The 21,459-nt window shown below is 48.8% G+C and carries 20 protein-coding genes; 13 read left to right on the forward strand and 7 right to left on the reverse strand.

What is annotated here, in order from left to right:
- Nucleotides 1-48 precede the first annotated feature (48 nt).
- From psbZ to AC5I6P_RS00610, 6 genes are all read left to right on the forward strand, one after another.
- Complete coding sequence (gene psbZ / locus AC5I6P_RS00585; protein WP_495691814.1) at nt 49-237, forward strand: photosystem II reaction center protein PsbZ; 189 nt, start codon at nt 49-51, stop codon at nt 235-237.
- A gap of 286 nt (nt 238-523) precedes the next feature.
- The gene (ribH, locus tag AC5I6P_RS00590; protein ID WP_495691815.1) at nt 524-1,156 is read left to right on the forward strand and encodes a 6,7-dimethyl-8-ribityllumazine synthase; all 633 of its coding nucleotides are present in this window, start codon (nt 524-526) and stop codon (nt 1,154-1,156) included.
- 342 nt (nt 1,157-1,498) lie between these two features.
- A complete protein-coding gene (locus tag AC5I6P_RS00595; protein WP_495691816.1) occupies nt 1,499-2,515 on the forward strand; it encodes a sulfate/molybdate ABC transporter ATP-binding protein in 1,017 nt (338 codons plus the stop codon).
- A 71-nt stretch (nt 2,516-2,586) separates the two neighbouring features.
- On the forward strand, nt 2,587-3,669 hold the full coding sequence (gene dusB, locus AC5I6P_RS00600; RefSeq protein WP_495691817.1) for a tRNA dihydrouridine synthase DusB: 1,083 nt from the start codon (nt 2,587-2,589) through the stop codon (nt 3,667-3,669).
- Between the two features lie 210 nt (nt 3,670-3,879).
- Nucleotides 3,880-4,722, forward strand: a complete 843-nt coding sequence (locus AC5I6P_RS00605; RefSeq protein WP_495691818.1) for a thermonuclease family protein — start codon at nt 3,880-3,882, stop codon at nt 4,720-4,722.
- Between the two features lie 569 nt (nt 4,723-5,291).
- The gene (locus AC5I6P_RS00610; RefSeq protein ID WP_495691819.1) at nt 5,292-6,839 is read left to right on the forward strand and encodes a glycosyltransferase family protein; all 1,548 of its coding nucleotides are present in this window, start codon (nt 5,292-5,294) and stop codon (nt 6,837-6,839) included.
- Nucleotides 6,840-6,933: 94 nt separating this feature from the next.
- Here the strand turns inward: AC5I6P_RS00610 and lpxD are convergent, their stop codons facing one another.
- Both lpxD and rlmD read right to left on the reverse strand, forming a co-directional pair.
- Nucleotides 6,934-7,977 carry a UDP-3-O-(3-hydroxymyristoyl)glucosamine N-acyltransferase gene (gene lpxD / locus AC5I6P_RS00615; protein WP_495691820.1) on the reverse strand — a complete coding sequence of 348 codons (1,044 nt, stop codon included), beginning with the start codon at nt 7,975-7,977 and terminating at the stop codon, nt 6,934-6,936.
- Nucleotides 7,978-9,378 carry a 23S rRNA (uracil(1939)-C(5))-methyltransferase RlmD gene (gene rlmD, locus AC5I6P_RS00620; RefSeq protein WP_495691821.1) on the reverse strand — a complete coding sequence of 467 codons (1,401 nt, stop codon included), beginning with the start codon at nt 9,376-9,378 and terminating at the stop codon, nt 7,978-7,980.
- 56 nt (nt 9,379-9,434) lie between these two features.
- On the opposite strand from rlmD, the gene AC5I6P_RS00625 reads away from it, so the two are divergent.
- The 4 genes from AC5I6P_RS00625 to AC5I6P_RS00640 all read left to right on the forward strand — a co-directional run bounded on the left by AC5I6P_RS00625 (nt 9,435) and on the right by AC5I6P_RS00640 (nt 13,418).
- Complete coding sequence (locus tag AC5I6P_RS00625; protein ID WP_495691822.1) at nt 9,435-9,686, forward strand: hypothetical protein; 252 nt, start codon at nt 9,435-9,437, stop codon at nt 9,684-9,686.
- A gap of 604 nt (nt 9,687-10,290) precedes the next feature.
- Nucleotides 10,291-11,781 carry an MBOAT family O-acyltransferase gene (locus AC5I6P_RS00630; protein ID WP_495691823.1) on the forward strand — a complete coding sequence of 497 codons (1,491 nt, stop codon included), beginning with the start codon at nt 10,291-10,293 and terminating at the stop codon, nt 11,779-11,781.
- 79 nt (nt 11,782-11,860) lie between these two features.
- A complete protein-coding gene (locus AC5I6P_RS00635) occupies nt 11,861-12,271 on the forward strand; it encodes a phosphomannose isomerase type II C-terminal cupin domain (protein WP_495691824.1) in 411 nt (136 codons plus the stop codon).
- Between the two features lie 118 nt (nt 12,272-12,389).
- Nucleotides 12,390-13,418 carry a cysteine hydrolase family protein gene (locus AC5I6P_RS00640; protein ID WP_495691825.1) on the forward strand — a complete coding sequence of 343 codons (1,029 nt, stop codon included), beginning with the start codon at nt 12,390-12,392 and terminating at the stop codon, nt 13,416-13,418.
- Between the two features lie 60 nt (nt 13,419-13,478).
- On the opposite strand, the gene AC5I6P_RS00645 is transcribed toward AC5I6P_RS00640, so the two are convergent.
- Nucleotides 13,479-14,348 carry a DNA-formamidopyrimidine glycosylase gene (locus tag AC5I6P_RS00645; protein ID WP_495691826.1) on the reverse strand — a complete coding sequence of 290 codons (870 nt, stop codon included), beginning with the start codon at nt 14,346-14,348 and terminating at the stop codon, nt 13,479-13,481.
- Between the two features lie 157 nt (nt 14,349-14,505).
- Between AC5I6P_RS00645 and AC5I6P_RS00650 the strand changes: the two genes are divergently transcribed.
- Entirely contained in the window at nt 14,506-15,132 is a 627-nt protein-coding gene (locus AC5I6P_RS00650) for a DUF1294 domain-containing protein (RefSeq protein ID WP_495691827.1), read from the forward strand.
- 188 nt (nt 15,133-15,320) lie between these two features.
- Here the strand turns inward: AC5I6P_RS00650 and AC5I6P_RS00655 are convergent, their stop codons facing one another.
- The 3 genes from AC5I6P_RS00655 to cruF all read right to left on the reverse strand — a co-directional run bounded on the left by AC5I6P_RS00655 (nt 15,321) and on the right by cruF (nt 18,155).
- Nucleotides 15,321-15,629: a photosystem I reaction center subunit IV gene (locus tag AC5I6P_RS00655; RefSeq protein WP_495691828.1), complete on the reverse strand. Its 309-nt coding sequence runs from the start codon at nt 15,627-15,629 to the stop codon at nt 15,321-15,323.
- A 217-nt stretch (nt 15,630-15,846) separates the two neighbouring features.
- Complete coding sequence (cruG, locus tag AC5I6P_RS00660) at nt 15,847-17,085, reverse strand: 2'-O-glycosyltransferase CruG (RefSeq protein ID WP_495691829.1); 1,239 nt, start codon at nt 17,083-17,085, stop codon at nt 15,847-15,849.
- Between the two features lie 128 nt (nt 17,086-17,213).
- On the reverse strand, nt 17,214-18,155 hold the full coding sequence (gene cruF / locus AC5I6P_RS00665; RefSeq protein ID WP_495691830.1) for a gamma-carotene 1'-hydroxylase CruF: 942 nt from the start codon (nt 18,153-18,155) through the stop codon (nt 17,214-17,216).
- 366 nt (nt 18,156-18,521) lie between these two features.
- On the opposite strand from cruF, the gene AC5I6P_RS00670 reads away from it, so the two are divergent.
- Both AC5I6P_RS00670 and AC5I6P_RS00675 read left to right on the forward strand, forming a co-directional pair.
- Nucleotides 18,522-19,538, forward strand: coding sequence for a permease (locus AC5I6P_RS00670; protein ID WP_495691831.1), 1,017 nt, complete (start codon nt 18,522-18,524; stop codon nt 19,536-19,538).
- A gap of 6 nt (nt 19,539-19,544) precedes the next feature.
- Nucleotides 19,545-20,309 (forward strand): TIGR03943 family putative permease subunit, encoded by a 765-nt coding sequence (locus AC5I6P_RS00675; protein WP_495691832.1) that lies wholly within the window; start codon nt 19,545-19,547, stop codon nt 20,307-20,309.
- Nucleotides 20,310-20,364: 55 nt separating this feature from the next.
- Here the strand turns inward: AC5I6P_RS00675 and pgeF are convergent, their stop codons facing one another.
- Nucleotides 20,365-21,141 carry a peptidoglycan editing factor PgeF gene (gene pgeF, locus AC5I6P_RS00680; protein ID WP_495691833.1) on the reverse strand — a complete coding sequence of 259 codons (777 nt, stop codon included), beginning with the start codon at nt 21,139-21,141 and terminating at the stop codon, nt 20,365-20,367.
- Nucleotides 21,142-21,459: the final 318 nt, after the last annotated feature.

Raw genomic sequence — 21,459 nt, forward strand, 5'->3', positions numbered from 1 at the left:
TCAATAACTGCCATAACTGGATTTAATTTGCTGTTTAGGGAGAAGGAAATGTCGATCGTATTTCAAATTGCATTAACTGCGCTGGTTCTCTTCTCGTTTGTCATGGTGATTGGCGTTCCTGTTGCCTACGCTTCACCAAGCAACTGGGATCAATCGAAGCGCTTGATTCTGCTGGGGTCAGGCATCTGGTTTCTTTTGGTGATTACCGTCGGGGTTCTAAACTACCTCGTGGTGTAAGTTTGCGTGTGCATTGCAATTCGCTTCGTGAAGCTCGGAAGGATCGTGGGGAAGAAATCTTAATATTTCAACCCCACCCCTCTCTGTTTTCCGTCCTGCTAAGATAAGTTTTTCTAAACTTTCTTTGCTAAATGTTAAGGTCTAAATCAGCAAACCGGATCAATCCTACCAAAGCCGACGGATCTCGCTAGGTTTGAGGGGACATTCTGAGGCAGGTTCTCACCCCCAAAGGCAGAAAATCTGTTTAAGCTATCGGTGTGCATCACGTTGGTACTTAAATTAAACAATGGCTATTTTTGAAGGAACATTTGCTCAAACGGATGGGTTACGGTTTGCGATCGTGGTGGGTCGCTTTAATGATTTGGTGACGGGAAAGCTCTTAGAGGGCTGTCAAGACTGCCTCAAACGGCACGGAATTGATATCAACCCTCAAGGAACCCAAACCGACTATGCCTGGGTTCCCGGCGCGTTTGAATTGCCTCTAGTCGCGCGTCAGCTTGCCATGTCCGGTCGGTATGATGCCGTTATTTGTTTGGGCGCGGTGATCAAAGGACAAACGCCTCACTTTGATTATGTCTCAGCTGAAGTGTCTAAAGGCATTGCAGCGGCTGGATTTCAAACGGGCGTTCCTGTCGTCTTTGGCGTATTGACGACAGACACCATGCAGCAAGCTTTAGAACGAGCAGGCATCAAGAGCAATTTGGGCTGGGAATACGGCATGAGCGCTTTAGAAATGGCGAGTCTGATGCGTCAGGTCAAAGGTGCAGTGCCAACTCCCTACGCTGATCCGGACTACAGCAATCCGGACTACAGTAATCCAGACTATGCCAATTCAGCCGCTGCCAACCCCGCTATTTCCTCCGCCGGGCATCACACCCTTCCTGCTTCGACGGTACATGCTTCAGATGCCTCTAGTTAGCCTCTTTCGTAGCTGCAAATGCTGGGAATCCATACGGTTTTGCAAGCGCTACGGCAGGCGATCGGGTTGTAGAAAGGCGTCTCAAAAGGGCGTCTTTTTGAATCTTGTTTGGAACTTCAGAGCAACCCAAGCTCCAAAGGATCGCAGAATCTTTCTCACCCAAACATTCTCGTCCACTCTATGCTATAAACTACAGTAATCTTGTCGAGAAACCGGAGATTAGCTTGAGGGATGAAAAGCAGTTCAGAGTCGTTGTGGACGTTGATCGCTATTTCGCCTGCTGATAAATTTCTCATCCTAGTCATTTCTCTCTCTTCATCCTTCATCCCTTAAGAGGTCGCCGTGGCCATCACAGTTCAAGACGTTTCTAAGCAGTTTGGCAGTTTTCAAGCCCTTGATCAGGTCTCGCTAGAAATCAAAAGCGGTTCTCTAGTGGCGCTATTAGGTCCGTCTGGGTCGGGCAAATCGACATTATTGAGACTGATTGCGGGTTTAGAGATGCCAGATTCTGGAAAGATTTGGCTGACAGGAGAAGACGCCACCGATCGCAGTGTACAAGAGCGCAATATTGGATTTGTGTTTCAGCATTACGCGCTGTTTAAGCATTTGACCGTGCGTAAAAACATCGCCTTCGGGCTAGAGATTCGCAAAGCGCCAACCAGCAAAGTGAAGAAGAAAGTTGAAGAACTGCTGGAGCTAGTGCAATTGAGTGGACTTGGCGATCGCTACCCGTCTCAACTCTCTGGAGGACAGCGCCAACGAGTTGCCCTAGCGCGAGCCTTGGCGGTGGAGCCTCAAGTTCTCTTGCTCGACGAACCGTTTGGTGCGCTCGATGCCAAGGTGCGTAAAGATTTGCGGGCATGGCTGCGGCGGCTGCACGATGAAGTTCACGTAACGACCGTGTTTGTCACCCACGACCAAGAGGAGGCGATGGAAGTCTCAGATGAACTAGTGGTGATGAACAAAGGCAAAGTCGAGCAAATTGGAACGCCTGCCAATATTTACGATCATCCCGCCAGCGCTTTTGTCATGAGCTTTATCGGGCCTGTTAACGTGCTGCCCAGTTCGTCGCATATTTTTCAGAACAACGGGTTTGACTCTGCCCATCCAGAGATGTTCTTGCGTCCTCAAGATGTGCTGATCGAAACCTCTCCCAATGGCAGCACGGTTGCTGCTAGAGTCACTCGTCTGATTCATCTAGGCTGGGAGATCCAGGCAGAATTATCTCTCGATGATGGTCAGATTGTCACGGCGCATTTGACCCGCGATCGCTTCGATCAGTTGAACTTAGCGCCTCAACAACGGGTATACGTCAAACCCAAAGATGCAAAGTCTTTCCCGCTCTACTACTCGATTTAAGCGACTACTCGATTGACGTGAGTTGTCCTTGTCTACATCCGGCGATCGCAACGCCGGTATGAGTAGAATGATTGAGTCTAGAAAATATTGCCTCCTCTGCTATGGTGACGCTCTCGCCCGAACTTAAAGCCCGTCTCTCCCAGCCTCTCAAGATAGGACACGTTGAGGTGAACAGCCGAGTGCTGCAATCGCCCCTTTCTGGAGTGACAGATTTAGTGTTTCGGCGGTTGGTGCGCCGCTACGCGCCCGAGTCGATGATGTATACCGAAATGGTGAACGCAACTGGATTGCATTACGTCAAGCAGCTTCCAATCATTATGGAAGTCGATCCGAATGAGCGTCCCATTAGCATTCAGCTATTTGATTGCCGTCCTGATTTTTTGGCAGAAGCCGCCCAGAAAGCGGTCGCCGAAGGAGCCGATACGGTCGATATCAACATGGGTTGTCCGGTCAATAAAATTACTAAGAACGGCGGCGGCTCCTCATTACTAAGGCAACCCGAATTAGCCGCAGAAATTGTGCGATCGGTGGTTGAAGCCGTTGAAGTTCCGGTGACCGTCAAAACGCGCATCGGCTGGACAGAAAAAGAAATCAACATTCTTGACTTTGCTCGCCGCATGGAGGATGCAGGCGCGAAAATGATCACCGTGCATGGGCGGACTCGCGCCCAAGGTTATAACGGCTCTGCCAAGTGGGAATGGATCGCCAAAGTCAAAGAAGTTCTCTCAATTCCGGTCATTGGTAACGGTGACATCTTCTCAGTCGAGTCGGCGGTGCGATGTCTAGAGCTAACCGGAGCGGATGGCATCATGTGTTCACGGGGCACGCTGGGCTATCCGTTTTTGGTGGGCGAGATTGATCACTTTCTCAAAACAGGAGAGGAAAAACCTCCCCTCACGCCAGTTGAGCGGCTAGAGTGCGCCCGTGAGCATTTGCAAATGCTATGGGAATATAAGGGCGATCGCGGCGTCCGGCAAGCTCGCAAACACATGACGTGGTATTCCAAAGGCTTTATGGGCGCGGCAGATTTGCGCGGACAGTTGAGCGTAATTGAGAATGTTCATCAAGGGTTGGACTTGATTGATACCGCGATTACTCGTCTCAATCAATCTGGGTGGCAAGTTGAAGCAGAACCCGAACTCGTAGCGTTATAAAACGATAAATGCAATGTGTTGTATAGCACTTTCGTTATGTCGGATCTTCTGTCACGCTTGTGTGAATTTGTAGTGAATCTATCAGGATCAAGCAGTTGCTTTAAGCTCAGTCATACTGATTTAGCATTGTAATAAATCGCGATCGCTGTGTCTGTACTCTTGAACTGACTGTGAAGCTATTAACTCTTTAGCGATGAGGAACGAGATATTATGCCGTTTACACTCATTCAAGGTACGTTTGAGCCAACGAGTGGAATACCCGATGGAGATTCAGTCCGTTTCAAGGCAGATGACGACACACTATTCGACAAGTTAGGTGGAAGAGCCGAATTCAAGAGCGAAGGGCAAGTGCAGCTACGCTACGAAGGCATTGATGCGCTTGAAAAAGCGGCGAAAAAAACTTTTTCTTCAAACGCAACCAAACGGAATATCGACCTACTTGGAGGAGAGAAAGCCGGACGGCCAGGATACATCCTTTCTGGCAATGTTGATGGCAATGGACGCCCGGTTTGCTTTGTCTTCGTTGGCAAACCTCCAAAATGGGACAATTCTGACCGAGGAGAGGAGCTAAACGCAGATATGCTGCGGGAAAGCATTAACTACAAGCTTCTGCAAGAAGGACATGTTTACCCCATGTTTTACGAGACTCTTTATAAAGAATTGCGCGATGTGATGGTCGCGGCAACGGAGAAGGCACGGGCAGAGAAGGCAGGAATTTGGAAGGCGGATCGCTCCGATCAAGGCGTTGAGATTGACATTCCTCCTAATTTGGCAGAATTACCACCCATTTTTCCGAAGTTGTGGCGGCGGCTGGAATCGTTTTATCAACGTCCTTCTAACCGCGACAAAACATTGAAGCAGTTTGTGGCGGCGCTATCACGAGGTAAAGACCGACTCTTTACGATTCCAGATCAACGCTCAATCAAGCTTTCCACGGCGCTGAAAGTGGATGGAAATAAGCTGACGATGCTATATAAACCAGAGGAGATGGTATTTGAATCGGATGTTCGGATTGAGCGGGTGCTTGCAAGTATGACGACATCCATCTTTTAGAAGCACTGGTCGTAGGACTGAGGGCATTGTCAAGCGATCGACAATGCCCCACAATCCCGATTCATCCAGCCCAACTTGCAGAAAATCATCTTTAGACCTCTTCATATTAGATTTCAAACAGCTTGAAACAATCGATTCCTAGTCATTCATAGCAAAGCTGATAGTGTTCTTTAATCCTAGCTAATCAGGTCAAGCGATTCAATCTGTCAATCCTCGTTAATCTGCAAGAAACCTATTGTTTTGAACCTTATAAACGGGAGACTAGGGCTTCTAAATATCTCGCGTTTTTTGCTTATTTGCGCCCTATCTGATAGATTTTCTTGTCCAATCCTACAGCTCAACAATTGCTCGAACCCAAGGTGATTAAATCCGATTCTCACTACTCAACTCTCTGTGATGACGGCACGATTACTGCCTAAAATTGCCCAGATATTGGCCTATCCAAAATCTCCTCAAAGTACGACCAATGAAAATGACAACGGAGTTAGTAGTAGTAGGTCTGGAAGCTGACAATCAACGCTGAAATCATTAAAATTTGGCGATAGAACTATTATTTCACCACTACCAGCATGACTAAGACATCTATTACTGATGCCAAAAGAAGGGTTTCAAAGCATTATTTTGCCCTCGGAATACTGATAGCAACTTTGTTCACTTTGTGCTTTACAGCTAGGCTAGTCCCAAGCCCCACAAGCGACAGGGCAGTTTTTGTTTCTGTAGCTGAGTATCTACTTTTAGCAAATCATCTCTACATAGATGTTTACGACAATAAAGATCCGTTGTTTTTTTACGCTGTGTCAATGCAGCGAGTGCTTGGAGGGATAGGTGAATACCTATTTGAGTTGCTAATGGTAGTTATAGCAACAGTATCCGCATACGACATCTCGTGCATTATTGAGTGCACTGACACGATGCGTAAAAGAATTTTGCTGATTGCAGTACCTTTGCTTGTAACGGGGGCTTTCTGGCTTCCAGGATATACTACCCTGCCTGGTATAGCGCTCAGCTTATTGGCATGCTCTTTCTTTCTTAGAAAAAAGATGCTACTTGCCGGTGGATGCATAGGATTGGTGGCCTTCACGAAATTAATCGCGTTTCCTCTGCCGGCTGTCTTCTGCCTTACCTATGAGCTTATTCTATGGGATAAACAAGTTAGCCGCGAAAATCTCAAGCGCTTAATTACAGGATTCACGTCTGTTTCTGCGCTAATCATCGTAATACTTCTCACCAGGCAAGAATTACTTGGCTATCTGCAAACTCAGCAAAATAACTTCTTCTATTCTCAAGGTCTGCTAACAGACAACAGCTCCTTGGTCAACTCTTTTGCTTCACATCTTCGCACGATGTTTTTAAGCTCCCGGAAGTCACGGCTTTTACTATTTTCGTTAATCGCAAGCATGGGTTTCACTGGATACATAGCAATTCAATCCACGATTGAAAAGAAGATTAAGGCTTTTTTGATTGGTACACTCGCAACATGCCTCATTTCAATAGTCATATTAGGGTTGACAGGCATATGGGAGCATCACCTGTCGCTGATATACTTCTCGCAAACTCTTCTGCTTATCTGCATAGCAATAAGCATAAATTCAAAGAGGATCTTTGCTGGTTCATTATTCGGAATTGTAATATTAGTTTCAGCTATCCTGCTTAGTGGGACACTACGTGTTACTAGCCATTATGCTGACAACCCAATGCAAATAATCCCAAGGATTGCATCCTTGGCTCAACCCTCAGTTGAATTGAAGGCGTTTAGATCTATATACCCAAACGGAACAGGATTTGCGAGCCTTGGTCAGAACACCAATGTAATGCCCTATGGAGCAGCCAATGACAAACTTATGTGCCCGGACTTTCATCAGTATCCTTGGTACTCTCCTGAAAAGCTTAGGCATATTCTTGACTGTGCCAAAACGGCACCGACACTTGTTGTTGATAGGAAATTTGTGCGTTTGGAGGAAGCACCTAACTTTTGGCCAAGGGAGTCTCAAAAACAAATTCTGCTAAAGAATTGGAATGATTTTGTGACGGAAGGGGAAAATATAATTCAAACCCAGTACTCATGCAAGAATCTAGAGAGCATAAGAATCTGTAGCAGAGAACGACCAATATCTTAATAGTGGCTAAGTGACAGAACCTTCGTTTGCATGACAACAACACGAAGCTGCTTGGCTATATGTGTGTCTTGAAAGTAGTCCTTTCATCAAGAGATCATTTTTCATCAAGCCGTTTTTGCAATTTCTTGATCGCCTGATACATTTCAGACAATCGACTGTAAAGGATGGACGATTTCAGAAAAACTTTGTGATCTACCGCAGGATAGCCCGATACGGTTCGACCCGCCGGAACGTCTTGTGTGACACCTGCTTTTGCAGATACGATCGCGCCGTCCCCAATGGTGATTTCATTCCCTACCCCCACCTGTCCCGCCAGAATCACACGGTTGCCGATTGTGGTTCCGCCAGCGAGTCCGACATGAGCCGCAAAGGCGCATCCATGACCAATCTGACAGCCGTGACCAATCTGCACTAAGTTATCAATTTTAGTATTGCGACCGACGCGGGTTTCACCCACGGCAGGGCGATCGATGTTTGAATTTGCCCCAACTTCAACCCCATCTTCTAACACGGTGTAACCCGATTGCTCCATCTTGAGCCAGCCCTCGCGAGTAGGCACAAACCCAAACCCTTCAGAACCAATCACCGCACCGCAGTGAATCATACAGTCTGCACCGATTTGAGTCCGTTCTTGAATGGAACAGTTTGCATGTAATACTGTGCGATCGCCGATTTGCGACTCTGGATAAATCACTACATTGGGATGAATGATCACATCATTGCCCAGCTTAACGCTGGCGCCAATTACAACATGAGCGCCAATCGCAACGTTTTGACCAAGCTGGGCGGATGGATCAATGACGGCGGTAGGATGGACGCTGCGAGCAGGTTTGAAGGGTTGATAGAACAGCGCGATCGCTTGGGCAAAGGCCAGTCTTGGATTGCCAACTTCAACCCAAGCAATCCCTCGTTCTGTCGCGTTCGTCTGGAGGGTTGGATTCGCAGGCAAAATTAACGCACTCGCTCCAGTCGTTGCAACTTTAGCCGCATATTTTCCGACTTCAGCATAGCTCAATTGGTGGAGTATTGCTTTGTCGATCGCGGCAACTCCAGCGATATCTGGATCGTTGTCATTTATGCTGAGACTACTATTCGTAGCTGCGTTGCCCAATTTATGAACGAGGTCGCTAAATTTCATTCAACCCTCTCTAATCTCCAAGAATGCAGCACACTCGACATGCGCGGTTTGTGGAAAGAAATCTGCTGGTTGAACTCTCATGAGCTGATATTGTGCATCAGCACATAAGAGTTTTAAATCTCGCGCTAAGGTCGCTGGATTACAACTGACGTAAACGATCCGCTTAGGTTTCGTATCTCGCAGCGTCTCGATGATAGAAGCATCACATCCCTTTCTCGGTGGGTCGAGGAGAACAATGTCTGGATCGACATCTAAAGTAGAAAAAACTCGTTCAACCGGGCCAATGTGAAACTTAACGTTTTCGATGTGATTAAGACGAGCGTTTGCTTTGGCTTGGTCGATTGCTTCTGGCTGGATTTCAAGCCCAACAGCGTACTTGACTTTTCGCGCGATCGGCAGCGTCAACGTCCCTACTCCGCAGTACAAATCCGCTACGATCTCTGTTCCCTGCAAGTTCAACTCATCGACAATCACTTGAAACAAGGCTTCTGCCGATTCGGTGTGAACTTGGAAGAACGTGTCAGCCCGAATCTGAAAGGTTAAATCTGAAAATTTTTCTTCTAAGTAAGATCGTCCCGCGATGATGTGAGTGTCTGATCCAAAAATGGCGTTGGTGCGATCGCGGTTGACATTGAGTGAGACGCCGACCAAATCGGGATAGCGCTCTAACCATTGCTGCGCTTGCTCTTCGAGTCCGGCTAGGTTCGTATCGGTTGCCACCAAAATTAGCAGCATTTCTCCGGTTCGACGCCCAATCCGCAACCCGAGATGACGCAACTTGCCGCGATGCAGTTTCTCGTCATAGATGCCCCAGCCGCGATCGTAGAGGTCTTGCTTGACCTCTGCCAACAGCGGATTCAATCGCTGATCCTGAATTGGGCATTGATTCAAGTTAACAATCTGATGCGTTCCTTTCTGGTAGTAGCCCGCCTGAAGTTGACCCGATTGAGATCGCGATAGGGGATACGTCACCTTGTTGCGATATCCCAACGATTCAGCCTGCAACACTTCACCGACTGGAGGCTGACTAAATCCGCCAATTCGCTCTAGTGCCTGAATGATTTGATTGCGCTTGGCCACGCGCTGATAGTCGTAGTCTACGTGCTGCCACTGACAGCCGCCGCATTTGTCCGCCACGATGCAACTCGGACGAATCCGATGCGGAGACGCTTCGATAATGTCGTGCAGCTTGCCTTGAGCGTATTGCGGCTTCACGCGCAGCAACCGCACCACTACGCGATCGCCGGTCACGGTGTCAGGCACAAACACCACACGCTCGCCAGAGCGCCCTACTCCATCCCCACTGTCGCTCAGATCGGTGATGGTTATTTCAACCAATTCTCCTTGTCGCCACCGATCTGCTGGGGACTCGGCGGGATGGAATTCTAAATTTTGAGTCACAGGAGATCCCGTTGAATAAAATGAACAGATTCCATTGTCGCTTGTCTATTCGCACTATGGCTGAGTTAGAGTCTATTCTGAAATTTATTGAGACGATCGAGATTGAGACGAGCGAGCAAGCCAATCCCGATCAATCGACGCATGAAATTGCGAATCGGTTGTGCGGCTACACGAAACCAGACTACACCACGCGAGGATGGGCAATGGCGACAGGCTATCCGCAATCTTTCATCGATGGAACGCTGAATCAGACTGTTGTTTTAGTGGGTGAACTGACGGATTTTGGGCATTTCATTGCGTCATTCTGATTGAACTCTTCGATCCACTCAAGCAACGCCTGCCCTCCTACAGCACAACTCGGCGGGTGCTGCTGAGGTTAAATTATCAAACGTACTCAGCAGCCCTGGCGCGGTTTTTTGGGCTTGAGCTGCCAGTCAAACGGCTCCTTTGCTCGCGTAAAACTGCTTTCAGCTACCTAGAGACAAGAACAGAGACAACTGCCTAAAATAAAACTGCCCACAACCAAATTAAGGTGTGGGCATAGGGACAGTTAAACGCTTGCGTCCATTATGGAATACTCCCTTTGCTGCTCCGTTATTGGCAGGACGGTTATTAGAGTGTCCATCCTGAGTTCAACATCTAATTTTCAGACGGCAGACTGGGGAATACCAGTGTGGGCTGGAGTCCTGAATTACGTTGCGATAAACCTTCAAGATTAGGTTCAAGAAGGCTTAGTTTGCTTCTAGGGAAACCCCTAAATGTATCTTTTACAGCAGCTTTCGGGCTGCTTTTTTACAGTTTAATTTCAGAATCAGACGAGAAATCTGCGATCGTAATCAAATTAGCCAGTAAACTAGTGCGTGCGTAACGGCTGATCTTTTACTGATTCTACTGGCAAAATTTCTCTAACCTATGCAGTTCCTCTCCCCCCTCTACGGTGTTTTTCTACTGTGTGTCATTGGAATTTTTTGGTCAGTCCGACAACCGTGGTTACGCTCGTGGCTGCTTTTTCTAAGCAGTTTAATTTTTTATTCATCGCTGCAAGCACAATTTATTCCCCTGCTATTAGTCGCGACGCTGATCAATTTTGTGTTGGGGCGAGCGCTCGGAGCGCCAGCAAACTGGAGAAACGATGATTGGCAGTTTGCTCAAGCCGATTGGAATAAAAAACGCTTCAAACTGTTGTGGATCGGAATTTTTCTCAACATTTTGCTGCTGTTGGGGTTTAAGTATGTGCCGTTCATTTTGGGAACGATCGCGCCCTTTTGGGACGGAGATGCCCTGCAACAAAGTGCCAACTGGACAGACATTCACCTGATTGCGCCCCTAGGCTTAAGCTTTTTCACGTTTGAATGTATTGCCTATTTAGTCGATGTGTATCGCGGCGCACCGGCAGCTCAAAATTTTTTGAGCTTTTCAGCCTATAAGCTCTTCTTTGCCAAGCTGATCTCAGGACCGATCGTACGCTATCACCCCTTTAACAGCCAGTTAGAAACGGTTAAATCGCTTCAAGTTGCACAGGTCACAGAAGGACTGTGGCTCATTGCGTCGGGTGCGGTCAAAAAAGGATTGATTGCCGATCGCTTAAATGTATTGGTGAATCTCAGTTTTGATAACGTTCAACGCGCAGGCAGTGCAGATTTGTGGTTGGTGACTTTCGCTTACGGGCTCCAGCTTTACCTGGACTTTAGCGGTTATGTAGATGTTGCACGGGGCAGCGCTCTACTGCTGGGCATCGAGTTACCAGAAAATTTCGATTTTCCTTACCTCACCACTAGCATTGCAGACTTTTGGCGACGCTGGCACATGACGCTCGGAGAATGGTTACGAAATTACCTCTACTTTCCGCTTGGAGGGTCGCGCCAAGGCTTGATCCGGACGTGTATCAACCTTGTCCTTGTGATGCTGATTGCGGGAATTTGGCACGGCGCAGCTTGGGGGTTTGTCGTGTGGGGGGGGTTGCATGGATTGGCGCTGGCAGTGCATCGTCTCACAGAAGCAGTGTCGAAGTGGAGCGGTTGGTTAGAGCGATTTTGGCAAAGTTTACCTGGGATTTTGCTGGCTTGGGTGCTGACTCAAACGATGGTGTTTGGCTCGTGGATCTTTTTCCGGTTGCCCAATGTGCAGGAAGCCTGGTTTGTTGTACAGCGCTTGTGGGGACAGACCGCCGATATTCAATTTGCTCAGAAAGTATATGGAGAGGCAATCGGGCTAACGTTTCCGCAAATTGCGATCGCGCTGGGTGCGATCGCGCTGGGTATGCTAATTGCGTACATCTTCCAACGGGGTCTCAAAGTTCAGTTGACTTGGCACCTCAAGCTGCTACTGATTCCGGTTTGCCTATATGCGGTTTGGCAACTTGCGCCTGAAGGCGGCTCCAGATACATCTACTTTGATTTCTGATGCCGATCTTTGCAAAAATTTCCCGGATCGATTTCCTTTCTTCCTGCATCATGGAAGAAACACGTTGTAAGCAATTCTTATGGCACACCAACACGCCCCCGATCCGGTTTCTGCTACCTCGCCCCCTGACGCAGAACTGATGCGCATTCGAGCTTGGGGAACAGTGACTCTTTTAGAAGAGGGGAAGCGTTATCGGATTAATCGCATTGAGATCGAGCCGGGACATCACATTAGCACTCAGATGCACTATCACCGCAGCGAGCACTGGGTCGTCGTCGCTGGAACGGCAAAGGTCATTTGCAATGAAGAGGAAAAGATTCTGACACAGAAGCAGTCTACCTACGTGCCAATGGGAACGCCCCACCGAGTCGAGAATCCTGGTGTGATTCCGCTTGTGATGATCGAAGTTCAGAACGGGGAGTATTTGGGCGAAGATGACATTGTGCGGTTTGAGAAAGATCCAGATGCCCATCGAGATGAGAATTCTTAACGTGTTGGGCATACTGAGCTATCTCGTAACGTCAGCCGTGGCATGATCTCTTGAATCAGTAACTCAGTTACGAGCTTCCTAAGCTTCTCAGTCTATTTAAGCGGCGATACCTACCTGTATGATGCAGCTTCCGATTCCGGCACATTACGATCGCACGAAAGTCGGCACCTTTTGGCGTGTTCCTTACCAGCAACGGGCGATCGACGCTGAGCAGTGGGCAAAGCAGCATCAGATTCAGCCTGCGTCATCGGATGATCGGCGGGTGTGTTTGCTAGCGATCGATGTGCAAAATACGTTTTGCATTCCTGATTTTGAGTTGTTTGTGGCCGGGCAGTCAGGCAAGGGAGCGGTAGAGGATAGCGATCGCTTGTGTCAATTCATTTATCGCAACCTCGGAGTCATTACAGAAATTGCTCCGACTATGGACACCCACACGGCGATGCAAATTTTTCATCCGATCTTTTGGATCAATGAGGCAGGAGAACATCCTACGCCAACTGCCACAATGATTACCCTAGACGATGTTGAGAATGGAGTTTGGAAGGTCAATCCTGCGATCACGTACAGTCTAAAGCGCGGCAATTATGAGGCACTGCAAGATCACGCGCTGCACTATACAAAGCAACTGACGCAAGATGGAAAATATCCGCTGACGGTGTGGCCATATCACTCAGTGTTGGGCGGCATTGGACACGCGTTAGTTTCCGCCTTTGAGGAAGCAGCATTCTTTCACTGCATCGCCCGCAGCAGCCAGACGAACTTTGAGATTAAAGGTAATAATCCTCTTACAGAAAACTACTCTGCGCTTAGTCCAGAAGTTCTTTCTAGTATTGATGGACAGCTTATCGCCGAGAAGAATAGCCATCTCATCCAATCACTGTTTGATTTTGATGCAGTAATCATTGCGGGACAAGCAAAGAGCCACTGCGTCGCGTGGACGATCGATGATTTGCTCACCGAAATTAAGGCGAAAGATCCTAGTCTTGCTCAAAAGGTTTATTTATTGGAAGATTGCACTTCTCCGGTCGTGGTTCCGGGTGTCATAGATTTTAGTGAGCAAGCTGACGCTGCATTTGAGCGATTTGCAGCGGCGGGGATGCATCTCGTCAAATCAACGGCTCCAATTGGGGATTGGCTGAAGGGTTAGCTGAGACGCGCATCTATTGCAGTGAACTAGATTTCAACAGAAATTGAGACGACTTTCAACTTAGCGCGAGCGTTTGGAGCTTAGCGGAGCCAATCGCTGGCACTGAGGGCAGAAATGCGCCGATCGTCCCGCTAATTTCAATCGTTCAATAGGCGTCTCACAGGTTCGGCAGCCGTCGCCGTCGCGTCCGTAAACCCAAGCAACGCCACCATAATTGCCATTCACCCCTGACACGTCTCGAAAATCGCTAAATGATGTGCCTCTAGCCGCAATGCTATCCTTGAGGACACGAATTACATTCTCTCGAAGAAGTTTAATCTTTGATGGGGTCAGCGTGGCACACAGGGTTTCAGGATGGATGCCACTCAGAAAAAGCGCTTCATCCGCGTAGATGTTTCCGACTCCAGCAACGAGGGTTTGATCGAGAAGTGCATTTTTAATCGGACGCTTGCGATCGCGCAGCCATTGAGCAAAGTATTCCTCCGAAAACTCGTCTGAGAAGGGTTCAGGTCCCAAGTTTTGCAATCCAGTAATGATAGATTTGGGAGTGTGATCGCTGGGGACAAACCACATTTGCCCGAAGGTGCGCTGATCGACAAACCGCAATTCTTGCCCGCTTGGAAAGAATAATCGGACACGAGTATGTTTATGCAGTGGCTCGTTCTGGCTCAACCACAGCAATTGTCCCGTCATCCGAAGATGAACGCCAAGCCAACTTGCAGGCGATGAAGAGAGTTCGGCAAGCAAGTATTTTCCGTAACGATGCCATCCAACAATCGATAAGCCCTGCAATTGGGCAACAAATTCTAAAGAAGAGCTGGGAGCAGCGATCGTGCGATCGAGCAACACATCGCCGCCCTGAATGGTTTGATCGAGAGTGACTTGATTTAGGCCGAGGCGAACCGTTTCAACTTCGGGAAGTTCTGGCACGAGGAAAAGAATTTAGCTGAACACCCTCACGCTATCACGAGTTCAAACCTGTGTGGAATTGGGAGAGCTAATCCGTAGATTGAGAGAGCCTAAAGCTTGCTAGTTCTAGTCTTAGCGTGGGTACGTTACGAAGCAGTAGTAAGTTAAGGCTTCTTGCATGAAACCGGGTCTGCACAGAGGGCAACTGACCGTATGGAAAGATGAGCAAGGATTTGGGTTCATCCAACCAGCCGATGGTAGCCAGGATGTCTTTCTTCATATCACTGCATTGAAAGATAGAACCCGTCGTCCGCAGGCAGGCGATGTAATTTACTATTACCCAACCTTCAACCAGAACAACGAAGTTCGTGCAGACAACGCTTTTATTTTAGGCGCAAGAGCTAAATCTGTCTCCGCTTCAACAATTAGATCCACATCTAGAAACACCGTACTTAAGCATCTAGTTCTAGTGTTGGAAACATTGCTTCTATCGGCGTTGCCAATGTGGGGAGCAATCCAGTTTGCATTAGCAACTGCTAATCCCATTCCGCTTATTCTCTATCCCGCAATGAGTTTATGGACTTTTGCACTGTACAAGGATGACAAGTCCCGTGCGAAGCGAAACGGATGGAGAATTTCAGAGAACAGATTGCATCTGCACGAACTAGCAGGTGGATGGCTAGGAGCATTCGTGGCTCAGCGCACGATTCGTCACAAGAATAAAAAGAGGTCTTATCAAGCAGTGTTTTGGGGAATTGTTACACTCCACTTGCTGCTTTGGTTGGGCTGGCTTCTCCTTAAGTAAAACGCAGCATTTTTCTGCTTGCGTAGTTAAAGGGCCTGAGCAACAGAGGTTTAAGCAACAGCGACTTGAGATAACTCCACTTTAATGAGGCTGGAAGTTGCACAAAATCGAGCAGAATTCTTGTTTGAATCCTACTCGATGAATGCAACAGTGTTAGTTTTCGGAGTAAACAGTTAATTTGCAGGAGATTAGTCTTTTTTCTTCTGCGTTTCTGGTTTAGCCTCAACTTTCCCAGGTTTCGCCGCCGCTGATGCTGACGCCGGAGCCTTTCCTGCTTTAGCCTTTGGAGGCTCGACTTCAACTAATTCATTCATGGCATAGTTGTTGGTGTTTACACCACTCGCATTGCCGCTGTAGCCAGTATAGTTAACGCGATCGAAGCGGACAATCACCGGATATTTGATGCCACTTTGATCAATAGAAGCAACCGTTCCAACGTCTTGGAACCAGTAGGACTCTTTACGCAAAATGCGGACTTTAGAACCACGTTGAACCATGAGTGTCTTCCTTTTGTTATCAAACACCAACCAGCTAGGCGACAACTTCCGCTAAGAACCCGTCACCTGACCTCGCTTGATGAATAATTTTCCCCAATTTACTACGGTTGGTGAACGGTTCAGCAGTTAGGAGGATGGGTTGAAACAATCTGAAACAATCGGATGAAGGGAGAAAGAGTGAAAAGCAAGGCGACTCAACTCAGTTTAGGGTGAACCACTAGTAGGTTCTGCCGCGCCAACGGGTGGGAGTTTGGCTAGAGGAAAGGAAAATTCGGAGAACAGCGAGCGGATCGGCGAGAGGAGAAAACCAGAAGAGCCAGCGAGCGGTCGCCTGTGAGAGATCATACGAGGGTGCGATCGCCCAATTTAAGGCAATCCGAATCGCGACTAAAAACCCATTTACACCAAGCGAGATTAAAGCCGGAAGCGTCGTATTTCCGTTTGCCACAAGAAGGCCAGAAATTAACAGCATGAATAACGGTAATCCCTGCACTGCCGTCAATAGCCATAGATCCCCCCACACCTGACCCTTAGTAGCTGCATCTTTGAGGTCGAGCGATCGCCCCCATTCATCCCACGTTTCTTTCATGCCGTCGTACATGCGGACTTTTAGCACCTTGGCTCCGTCGAGAAAGCCGACTTTAGCCCCACGTGCGGCAGCATGGCGGACTAGAGTCACATCGTCACAGAACGAGCTTCGAGCGCTGGTATAGCCATCCAACTGAACGAGCAGCGATCGCCGACAGAGGCAACATTGTCCGTTCGCCATTTTCCGCTCTGGCGGATTGTCTTGATCTCCAGCCGGACCAAAGCGATATACCAAGGTCATGAGCAGCGCGGGCTGTAACCAAATCTCGCCTGGGTAGTTGAGAATGAAGCGCGGTGAGAGCGTGATCAGATCGTAATCTTCTGCGATCGCGGTTTCCAACAAACTGCACACGAGTCCCGGATGCGGGATCGTATCGGCATCAATGCCTAGAATCCATTCGCTGTGGGGAGAGCTTGCCAGAAAGCCAGAATGTAGCGCCCACGGACGCCCAACCCAGCCGGAGGGCAACGGATCATCTGTCATGAGCCGAAAGCGAGGATCGCTCTGTTGTGCCTCTTGTACCAGCGCTGGAGTGCCATCGGTCGAACGACTATCGACAACCGTTATTTCTCGCACCTCATAAGTTTGGCGCGTTAATCCCTCAAGACAGGGAGAAATGCGTTTCGCCTCATTCAGCGTTGGAACCACGACACTTACTTGTCCAAACAGTCCGGGTCGAGGCGATTGAGGCTCAAGCGGCGGATGACGAGTCGGGCCTTTAAGTAGTCGGGACAGCAAAATCGCGATCGCCGGGAGCTGAATGATCAACAGCCCGACGAGAACGGCATCTTCACCCGAAAACGCGAAAGCCTGGGAATGGATCAAACCCAGGCTGTAGAAACCTACCCGAAAAAATGTGGTCGTCAATCCGATACCCCTTTGTCCCTCTAATGGTTCTCAACTGATTCTCAGCACAACTGGTTCTAAATACGGCCATTTTTCTAGATAGAGACCTTGTGAGAACGGCTCTATCTAGAAAAACCGATGGCTCAGCCTTACTTTTGAGCAATTCCAACCGTAACGGGTGGCACATCGCCGCGATTGGTAGTCGCAAGCGGCGTTTGTAAGAGGCTTTCCACCGCCTCTGCGGAGCTAGATCGAGCCATTGCCCAAAGCGCGATCGCAGGTACAACACCCAAGCTCACACTGAGCGCTGTCGGAATCCAAAAGCGAGAATCGAGCTGAGCAACAGTGATAATTGCTCCAAACGCAAAATTGAGCAGGTAGACCGCCAGCGGAACCGTCAACTGAGCGCGGCTGAGGTTAAGGGAAACCTTGCCCCAAAACAGAGAAGCAACCGCCATAAACAGCGCTCCGGTGCCAAACCAGCCCGATAGATTGCGGTACGGCATTCCAAAAAACGCCCCCACTTCTTTAAATTCCCAGAACGGATAAGGGGTTTGGCTCATTGCCGGATCAAGTACGAAATCCCAAGCCGTCAGCATCACCGAACCCAGGGCGATCGCCCCTGCAATCGTCGCCCACCGAGGAAACTTCAATTGCTCTAACCCAGCCCGTGCCAACACATAGCAACACATGCCGACATAAAACCAAGACAGCGGAATCGTAAATGGCACAAGCTCCGCAATTTTGTATCCCAATCCACTGAGGTAGCCATACGCCCCAAAGGGAAATCCCGTACTCGTCCCCAACAGCTCGCTGCCTAGCGACAAAATCACCGTGGGTAGCATGAACGTCAGCCAATGCCTGACACCAAAGGTTCGATATGCGTAAATGCTGACGGTAATTGCGCCCAAAAGAATATAAGCCACCCCACCATTTGCCATGCTCCAGCCAAACGCCGACTGACCAATAGTAGGAAGCGCTCCAATAAAGTCAGGATTGGGCAACACCAGCAGCAGCCCTGCTAATCCAAACGCTAGCGATAAGCTATGACCGATGAGACAACCGCGCTCAACAGTAACTAGATGCTTCATACGGGATTCCTCTGAAAATGTGGCATTGAACCATGCCTGCTATACAGTTTACAAATCTTTAACGATTTTCTCGCGATCGCTCAGCATTTTTCTAGATTTCTAGAAGGCTATTGAAGCAGAAATAATTTTTCCTTCCTAAGCTGTAATTTGCAATAGAGCCACTAAGCAAACGGTCAATCCAGTTTAAATACCTCTATAGTCACTAGAAATAATTTGTAATTTGGTTGTCCTTGGAGACGCGATCGCGTCTGCTACGCCTCTTTTGGGGCAATCAAAATACATTCCCACCTCATGAAAAGGAATTACAGATTCCGAAATTAGGTTAGAATCCCTCAATCTCCTCACAACAGGTGCAACTGGACTTAAATGAATCAACTGAACAATGCGTTCACCCTCTTCCTCAGCTTGTTGGTTGAGGCGATTCCATTTTTGTTACTGGGGGTGTTATTTTCTGGATTGCTACAGTTTTTTGTCGATGAACGGCGGCTGTTAGCCCTCTTGCCTAAAAATCCTTTACTCGGATCTTTAGTTGGAAGTTGTATTGGGTTTTTGTTCCCCGTTTGTGAATGTGGAAATGTACCCGTAGCAAGACGGCTTCTAATGCAGGGTGCGCCACTTCCGGTGGCAATCGGATTTTTACTTGCGGCTCCAACGATCAACCCCATCGTTTTTTGGGCAACGTGGACGGCGTTTCGCGGTCAGCCAGAAATCGTTTTGTATCGCATCGGGTTTTCGCTCCTGATCGCGACGATCATTGGCTGGGTATTTGGTACACAAAAGGATGTTCGTCCGTTATTGCAGCCTGCGTTGGCGTCGGTTCTGTCCTACCGTTCTCAAGCATCAGCCGACTACAGTAGTGGCACGCCTCCTCTCCTGCAATCGGGCACTTATTTCTTAGGGCAGTCAGCAAGACCACTGATTACTGACCCATCAGAGTTACAGGCGGCAATGGTGGCGACGGCAACAAAACCCAATGGCTATCGACTTCGGCTTTTACTAGACAACACGATTCAAGAGATGCGGGAGTTAGGCGGCGTTCTCATTCTAGGTAGCGCGATCGCGGCCGTCATTCAGGTGTTTGTGCCGCGAGAATTGATTCTTGGCTTGGGTCAAAGCCCAGTGACCTCGATTCTGGCCATGATGCTGTTAGCAGGTGTCGTTTCGATCTGCTCGACGGTCGATTCATTCTTCGCGCTCTCCTTTGCTTCCACGTTTACGAGCGGCTCTCTGGTTGCGTTTCTGGTGTTTGGCCCGATGATCGACCTCAAAGGGGTTGGGCTGATGCTGTCGATCTTCAAACCCAGAGCGATCCTCTACCTCTTTTTGCTTGCTGCCCAATTGACGTTCTTGTTGACGCTCGCTTTAAACCTGTATATCAGTTAACCGTTCATGGCTCGACTCTCCTTTCGATCCCTTCTTCCGTGGCTTGATGTGATGGCGATCGCAGCTTGGGGCATCGCCTTGCTAAAGTTTTGGCTCACCGGCCAGCTTTTTCTACTGATTCACCCAAATTATGGCTGGCTGACTATTGGGGCTGCCGTTGCGCTGTTGCTGGTCAGTGCCTTGAGAGCGTTTTTTATTTGGAAAGCGAGTCGGCGTCCCGGACGGCAAATGCCGCCGATGCAGCACCTGAGTCTGTTTCCGCCGGGGTGGGGCAGTATCTTGATGCTCATCATGGCGATCGCGGGGCTAGTGTTTACACCCCAAGCCTTTGCCAGCCAAACGGCTCTCGATCGCGGCGTGGCAGACAGCATTCCTTACACACGAGTCAAACCTCAAGCGTTCCGGGGCACTATCCGCTCTGAAGACAAGAATTTGATTGATTGGATCCGATCGCTCCAGGTGTATCCCGAACCTGACGCTTACGCTGGACAAAAAGCGAAGATACAAGGATTCGTGGTGTACTCGCCAAAATTATCAGAGCAGTATTTTCTGCTGACTCGGTTTGCAATTACCTGCTGTGCGGCGGACGCCTATCCCGTCAGTTTGCCTGTGAAGCTGACAACCGGAGATCGCAAAGCGTATGCGGCGGATACTTGGCTAGAAGTGGAAGGTCAAATGATCACCGAGACGCTGGACGGGAAACGGCAACTCACGCTGCAAGCCAATTCTCTTAAGCCGGTGCCCCAACCGAAGAATCCTTACAATTATTGATATCAGAACTTATGCGTGGCAAGGGATCTCCGCCTAAGTCCCCATTGGAATGGAATCAGCGACTGACAATTCCAGACCACTGAACCTTCTTCAGTTTCTCGCGACGGTACGAAAAGAAATTTGTCGGATCTTGATAGGTGCAGTGAGGCGCGATCGCAATTTGTTCTGGCATCAGTCCTAACTGTTCTAGCTGCATCCGGTTGACCTGTCGAACATCCAATCGCGATCGTTCGGGCGTTGCGTCAGGCAGAATGGGCGAATTGGGTAATTGACGTAATTGGTCTATTTTTTCGGCGTCAGGCAGGTCGGTTTGCAACGCCGCGATCGTCGAACCAACCTCGATGGCTACGGTATGAGACACCTGATAGACCTCACCCGAAATTGCCGGACCTAAAGCCACACGGAGATCCTGTAGATCGCTACCTTGATCGCGCAGGCGGGCGATCGCAGCCGGGATAACTTTCAGCGCTGTTCCCCGCCATCCCGCATGAACCGCAGACACTTGACCCGTCTTACCATCGGCGATCAAAGCAGGCGTACAGTCCGCGCTACAGACCCACACCGCTTGATTTGCCCGTTCAGAAATCAATCCATCTGCCTGAGAGAACTCCTTGCGATCGTCAGGATTTGGAATTTCAGACGGGGCAAGGACAATATCACCATGAATTTGTTGGGTCCGGTAAGGCTGAGCATCAGCGCTCAGGATCTCCGTTAGTTCAAATGGCGATCGCGGTGCAAACTGTTGGGTAAAAAATCCATGCGGCCACGGGTCAAGCAGACTACAGGTAAGGTAGGGAAGATCGTTCCAGATTTGCCAGTGCCAAGCGTGCATAAGGATGAAGAGGTAAAGAGAAGCAAGATTTTTATGGTAACGTTACTCGGTTTTGGTAAAGTGACGAAGCTGTGTACTTAATTCAGCAGATGCATTGCTCGAAGAATTGTAAAAGCTTTGTGAAGCGCTCCGGCTCGACTCAGTGAAACCACGAATAAAATTTTAGTTGTCTGAAGCGGCTTAACGATCGCGTCCTGAAAATGCGTTAAACCTGAGTGAGATCATTCTCAAAGCTCGAATTTAGCTTGACTGGATCACGAAAGCCATTTTGATCCAATGTTGGTGTTGGCAATCTCCGGGAACAACCAACACCTTTGG

This window comes from Myxacorys sp., from assembly GCF_059501405.1.

What these genes read in the sequence shown, in the direction of transcription:
- psbZ (WP_495691814.1), top strand. Translation starts at nt 49, where the DNA reads ATGTCGATCGTATTTCAAATTGCATTAACTGCGCTGGTTCTCTTCTCG.
- ribH (WP_495691815.1), top strand. Translation starts at nt 524, where the DNA reads ATGGCTATTTTTGAAGGAACATTTGCTCAAACGGATGGGTTACGGTTT.
- AC5I6P_RS00605 (WP_495691818.1), top strand. Translation starts at nt 3,880, where the DNA reads ATGCCGTTTACACTCATTCAAGGTACGTTTGAGCCAACGAGTGGAATA.
- AC5I6P_RS00610 (WP_495691819.1), top strand. Translation starts at nt 5,292, where the DNA reads ATGACTAAGACATCTATTACTGATGCCAAAAGAAGGGTTTCAAAGCAT.
- lpxD (WP_495691820.1), bottom strand. Translation starts at nt 7,977, where the DNA reads ATGAAATTTAGCGACCTCGTTCATAAATTGGGCAACGCAGCTACGAAT.
- AC5I6P_RS00625 (WP_495691822.1), top strand. Translation starts at nt 9,435, where the DNA reads ATGGCTGAGTTAGAGTCTATTCTGAAATTTATTGAGACGATCGAGATT.
- AC5I6P_RS00630 (WP_495691823.1), top strand. Translation starts at nt 10,291, where the DNA reads ATGCAGTTCCTCTCCCCCCTCTACGGTGTTTTTCTACTGTGTGTCATT.
- AC5I6P_RS00635 (WP_495691824.1), top strand. Translation starts at nt 11,861, where the DNA reads ATGGCACACCAACACGCCCCCGATCCGGTTTCTGCTACCTCGCCCCCT.
- AC5I6P_RS00640 (WP_495691825.1), top strand. Translation starts at nt 12,390, where the DNA reads ATGATGCAGCTTCCGATTCCGGCACATTACGATCGCACGAAAGTCGGC.
- AC5I6P_RS00650 (WP_495691827.1), top strand. Translation starts at nt 14,506, where the DNA reads ATGAAACCGGGTCTGCACAGAGGGCAACTGACCGTATGGAAAGATGAG.
- AC5I6P_RS00655 (WP_495691828.1), bottom strand. Translation starts at nt 15,629, where the DNA reads ATGGTTCAACGTGGTTCTAAAGTCCGCATTTTGCGTAAAGAGTCCTAC.
- cruF (WP_495691830.1), bottom strand. Translation starts at nt 18,155, where the DNA reads ATGAAGCATCTAGTTACTGTTGAGCGCGGTTGTCTCATCGGTCATAGC.
- AC5I6P_RS00670 (WP_495691831.1), top strand. Translation starts at nt 18,522, where the DNA reads ATGAATCAACTGAACAATGCGTTCACCCTCTTCCTCAGCTTGTTGGTT.
- AC5I6P_RS00675 (WP_495691832.1), top strand. Translation starts at nt 19,545, where the DNA reads ATGGCTCGACTCTCCTTTCGATCCCTTCTTCCGTGGCTTGATGTGATG.
- pgeF (WP_495691833.1), bottom strand. Translation starts at nt 21,141, where the DNA reads ATGCACGCTTGGCACTGGCAAATCTGGAACGATCTTCCCTACCTTACC.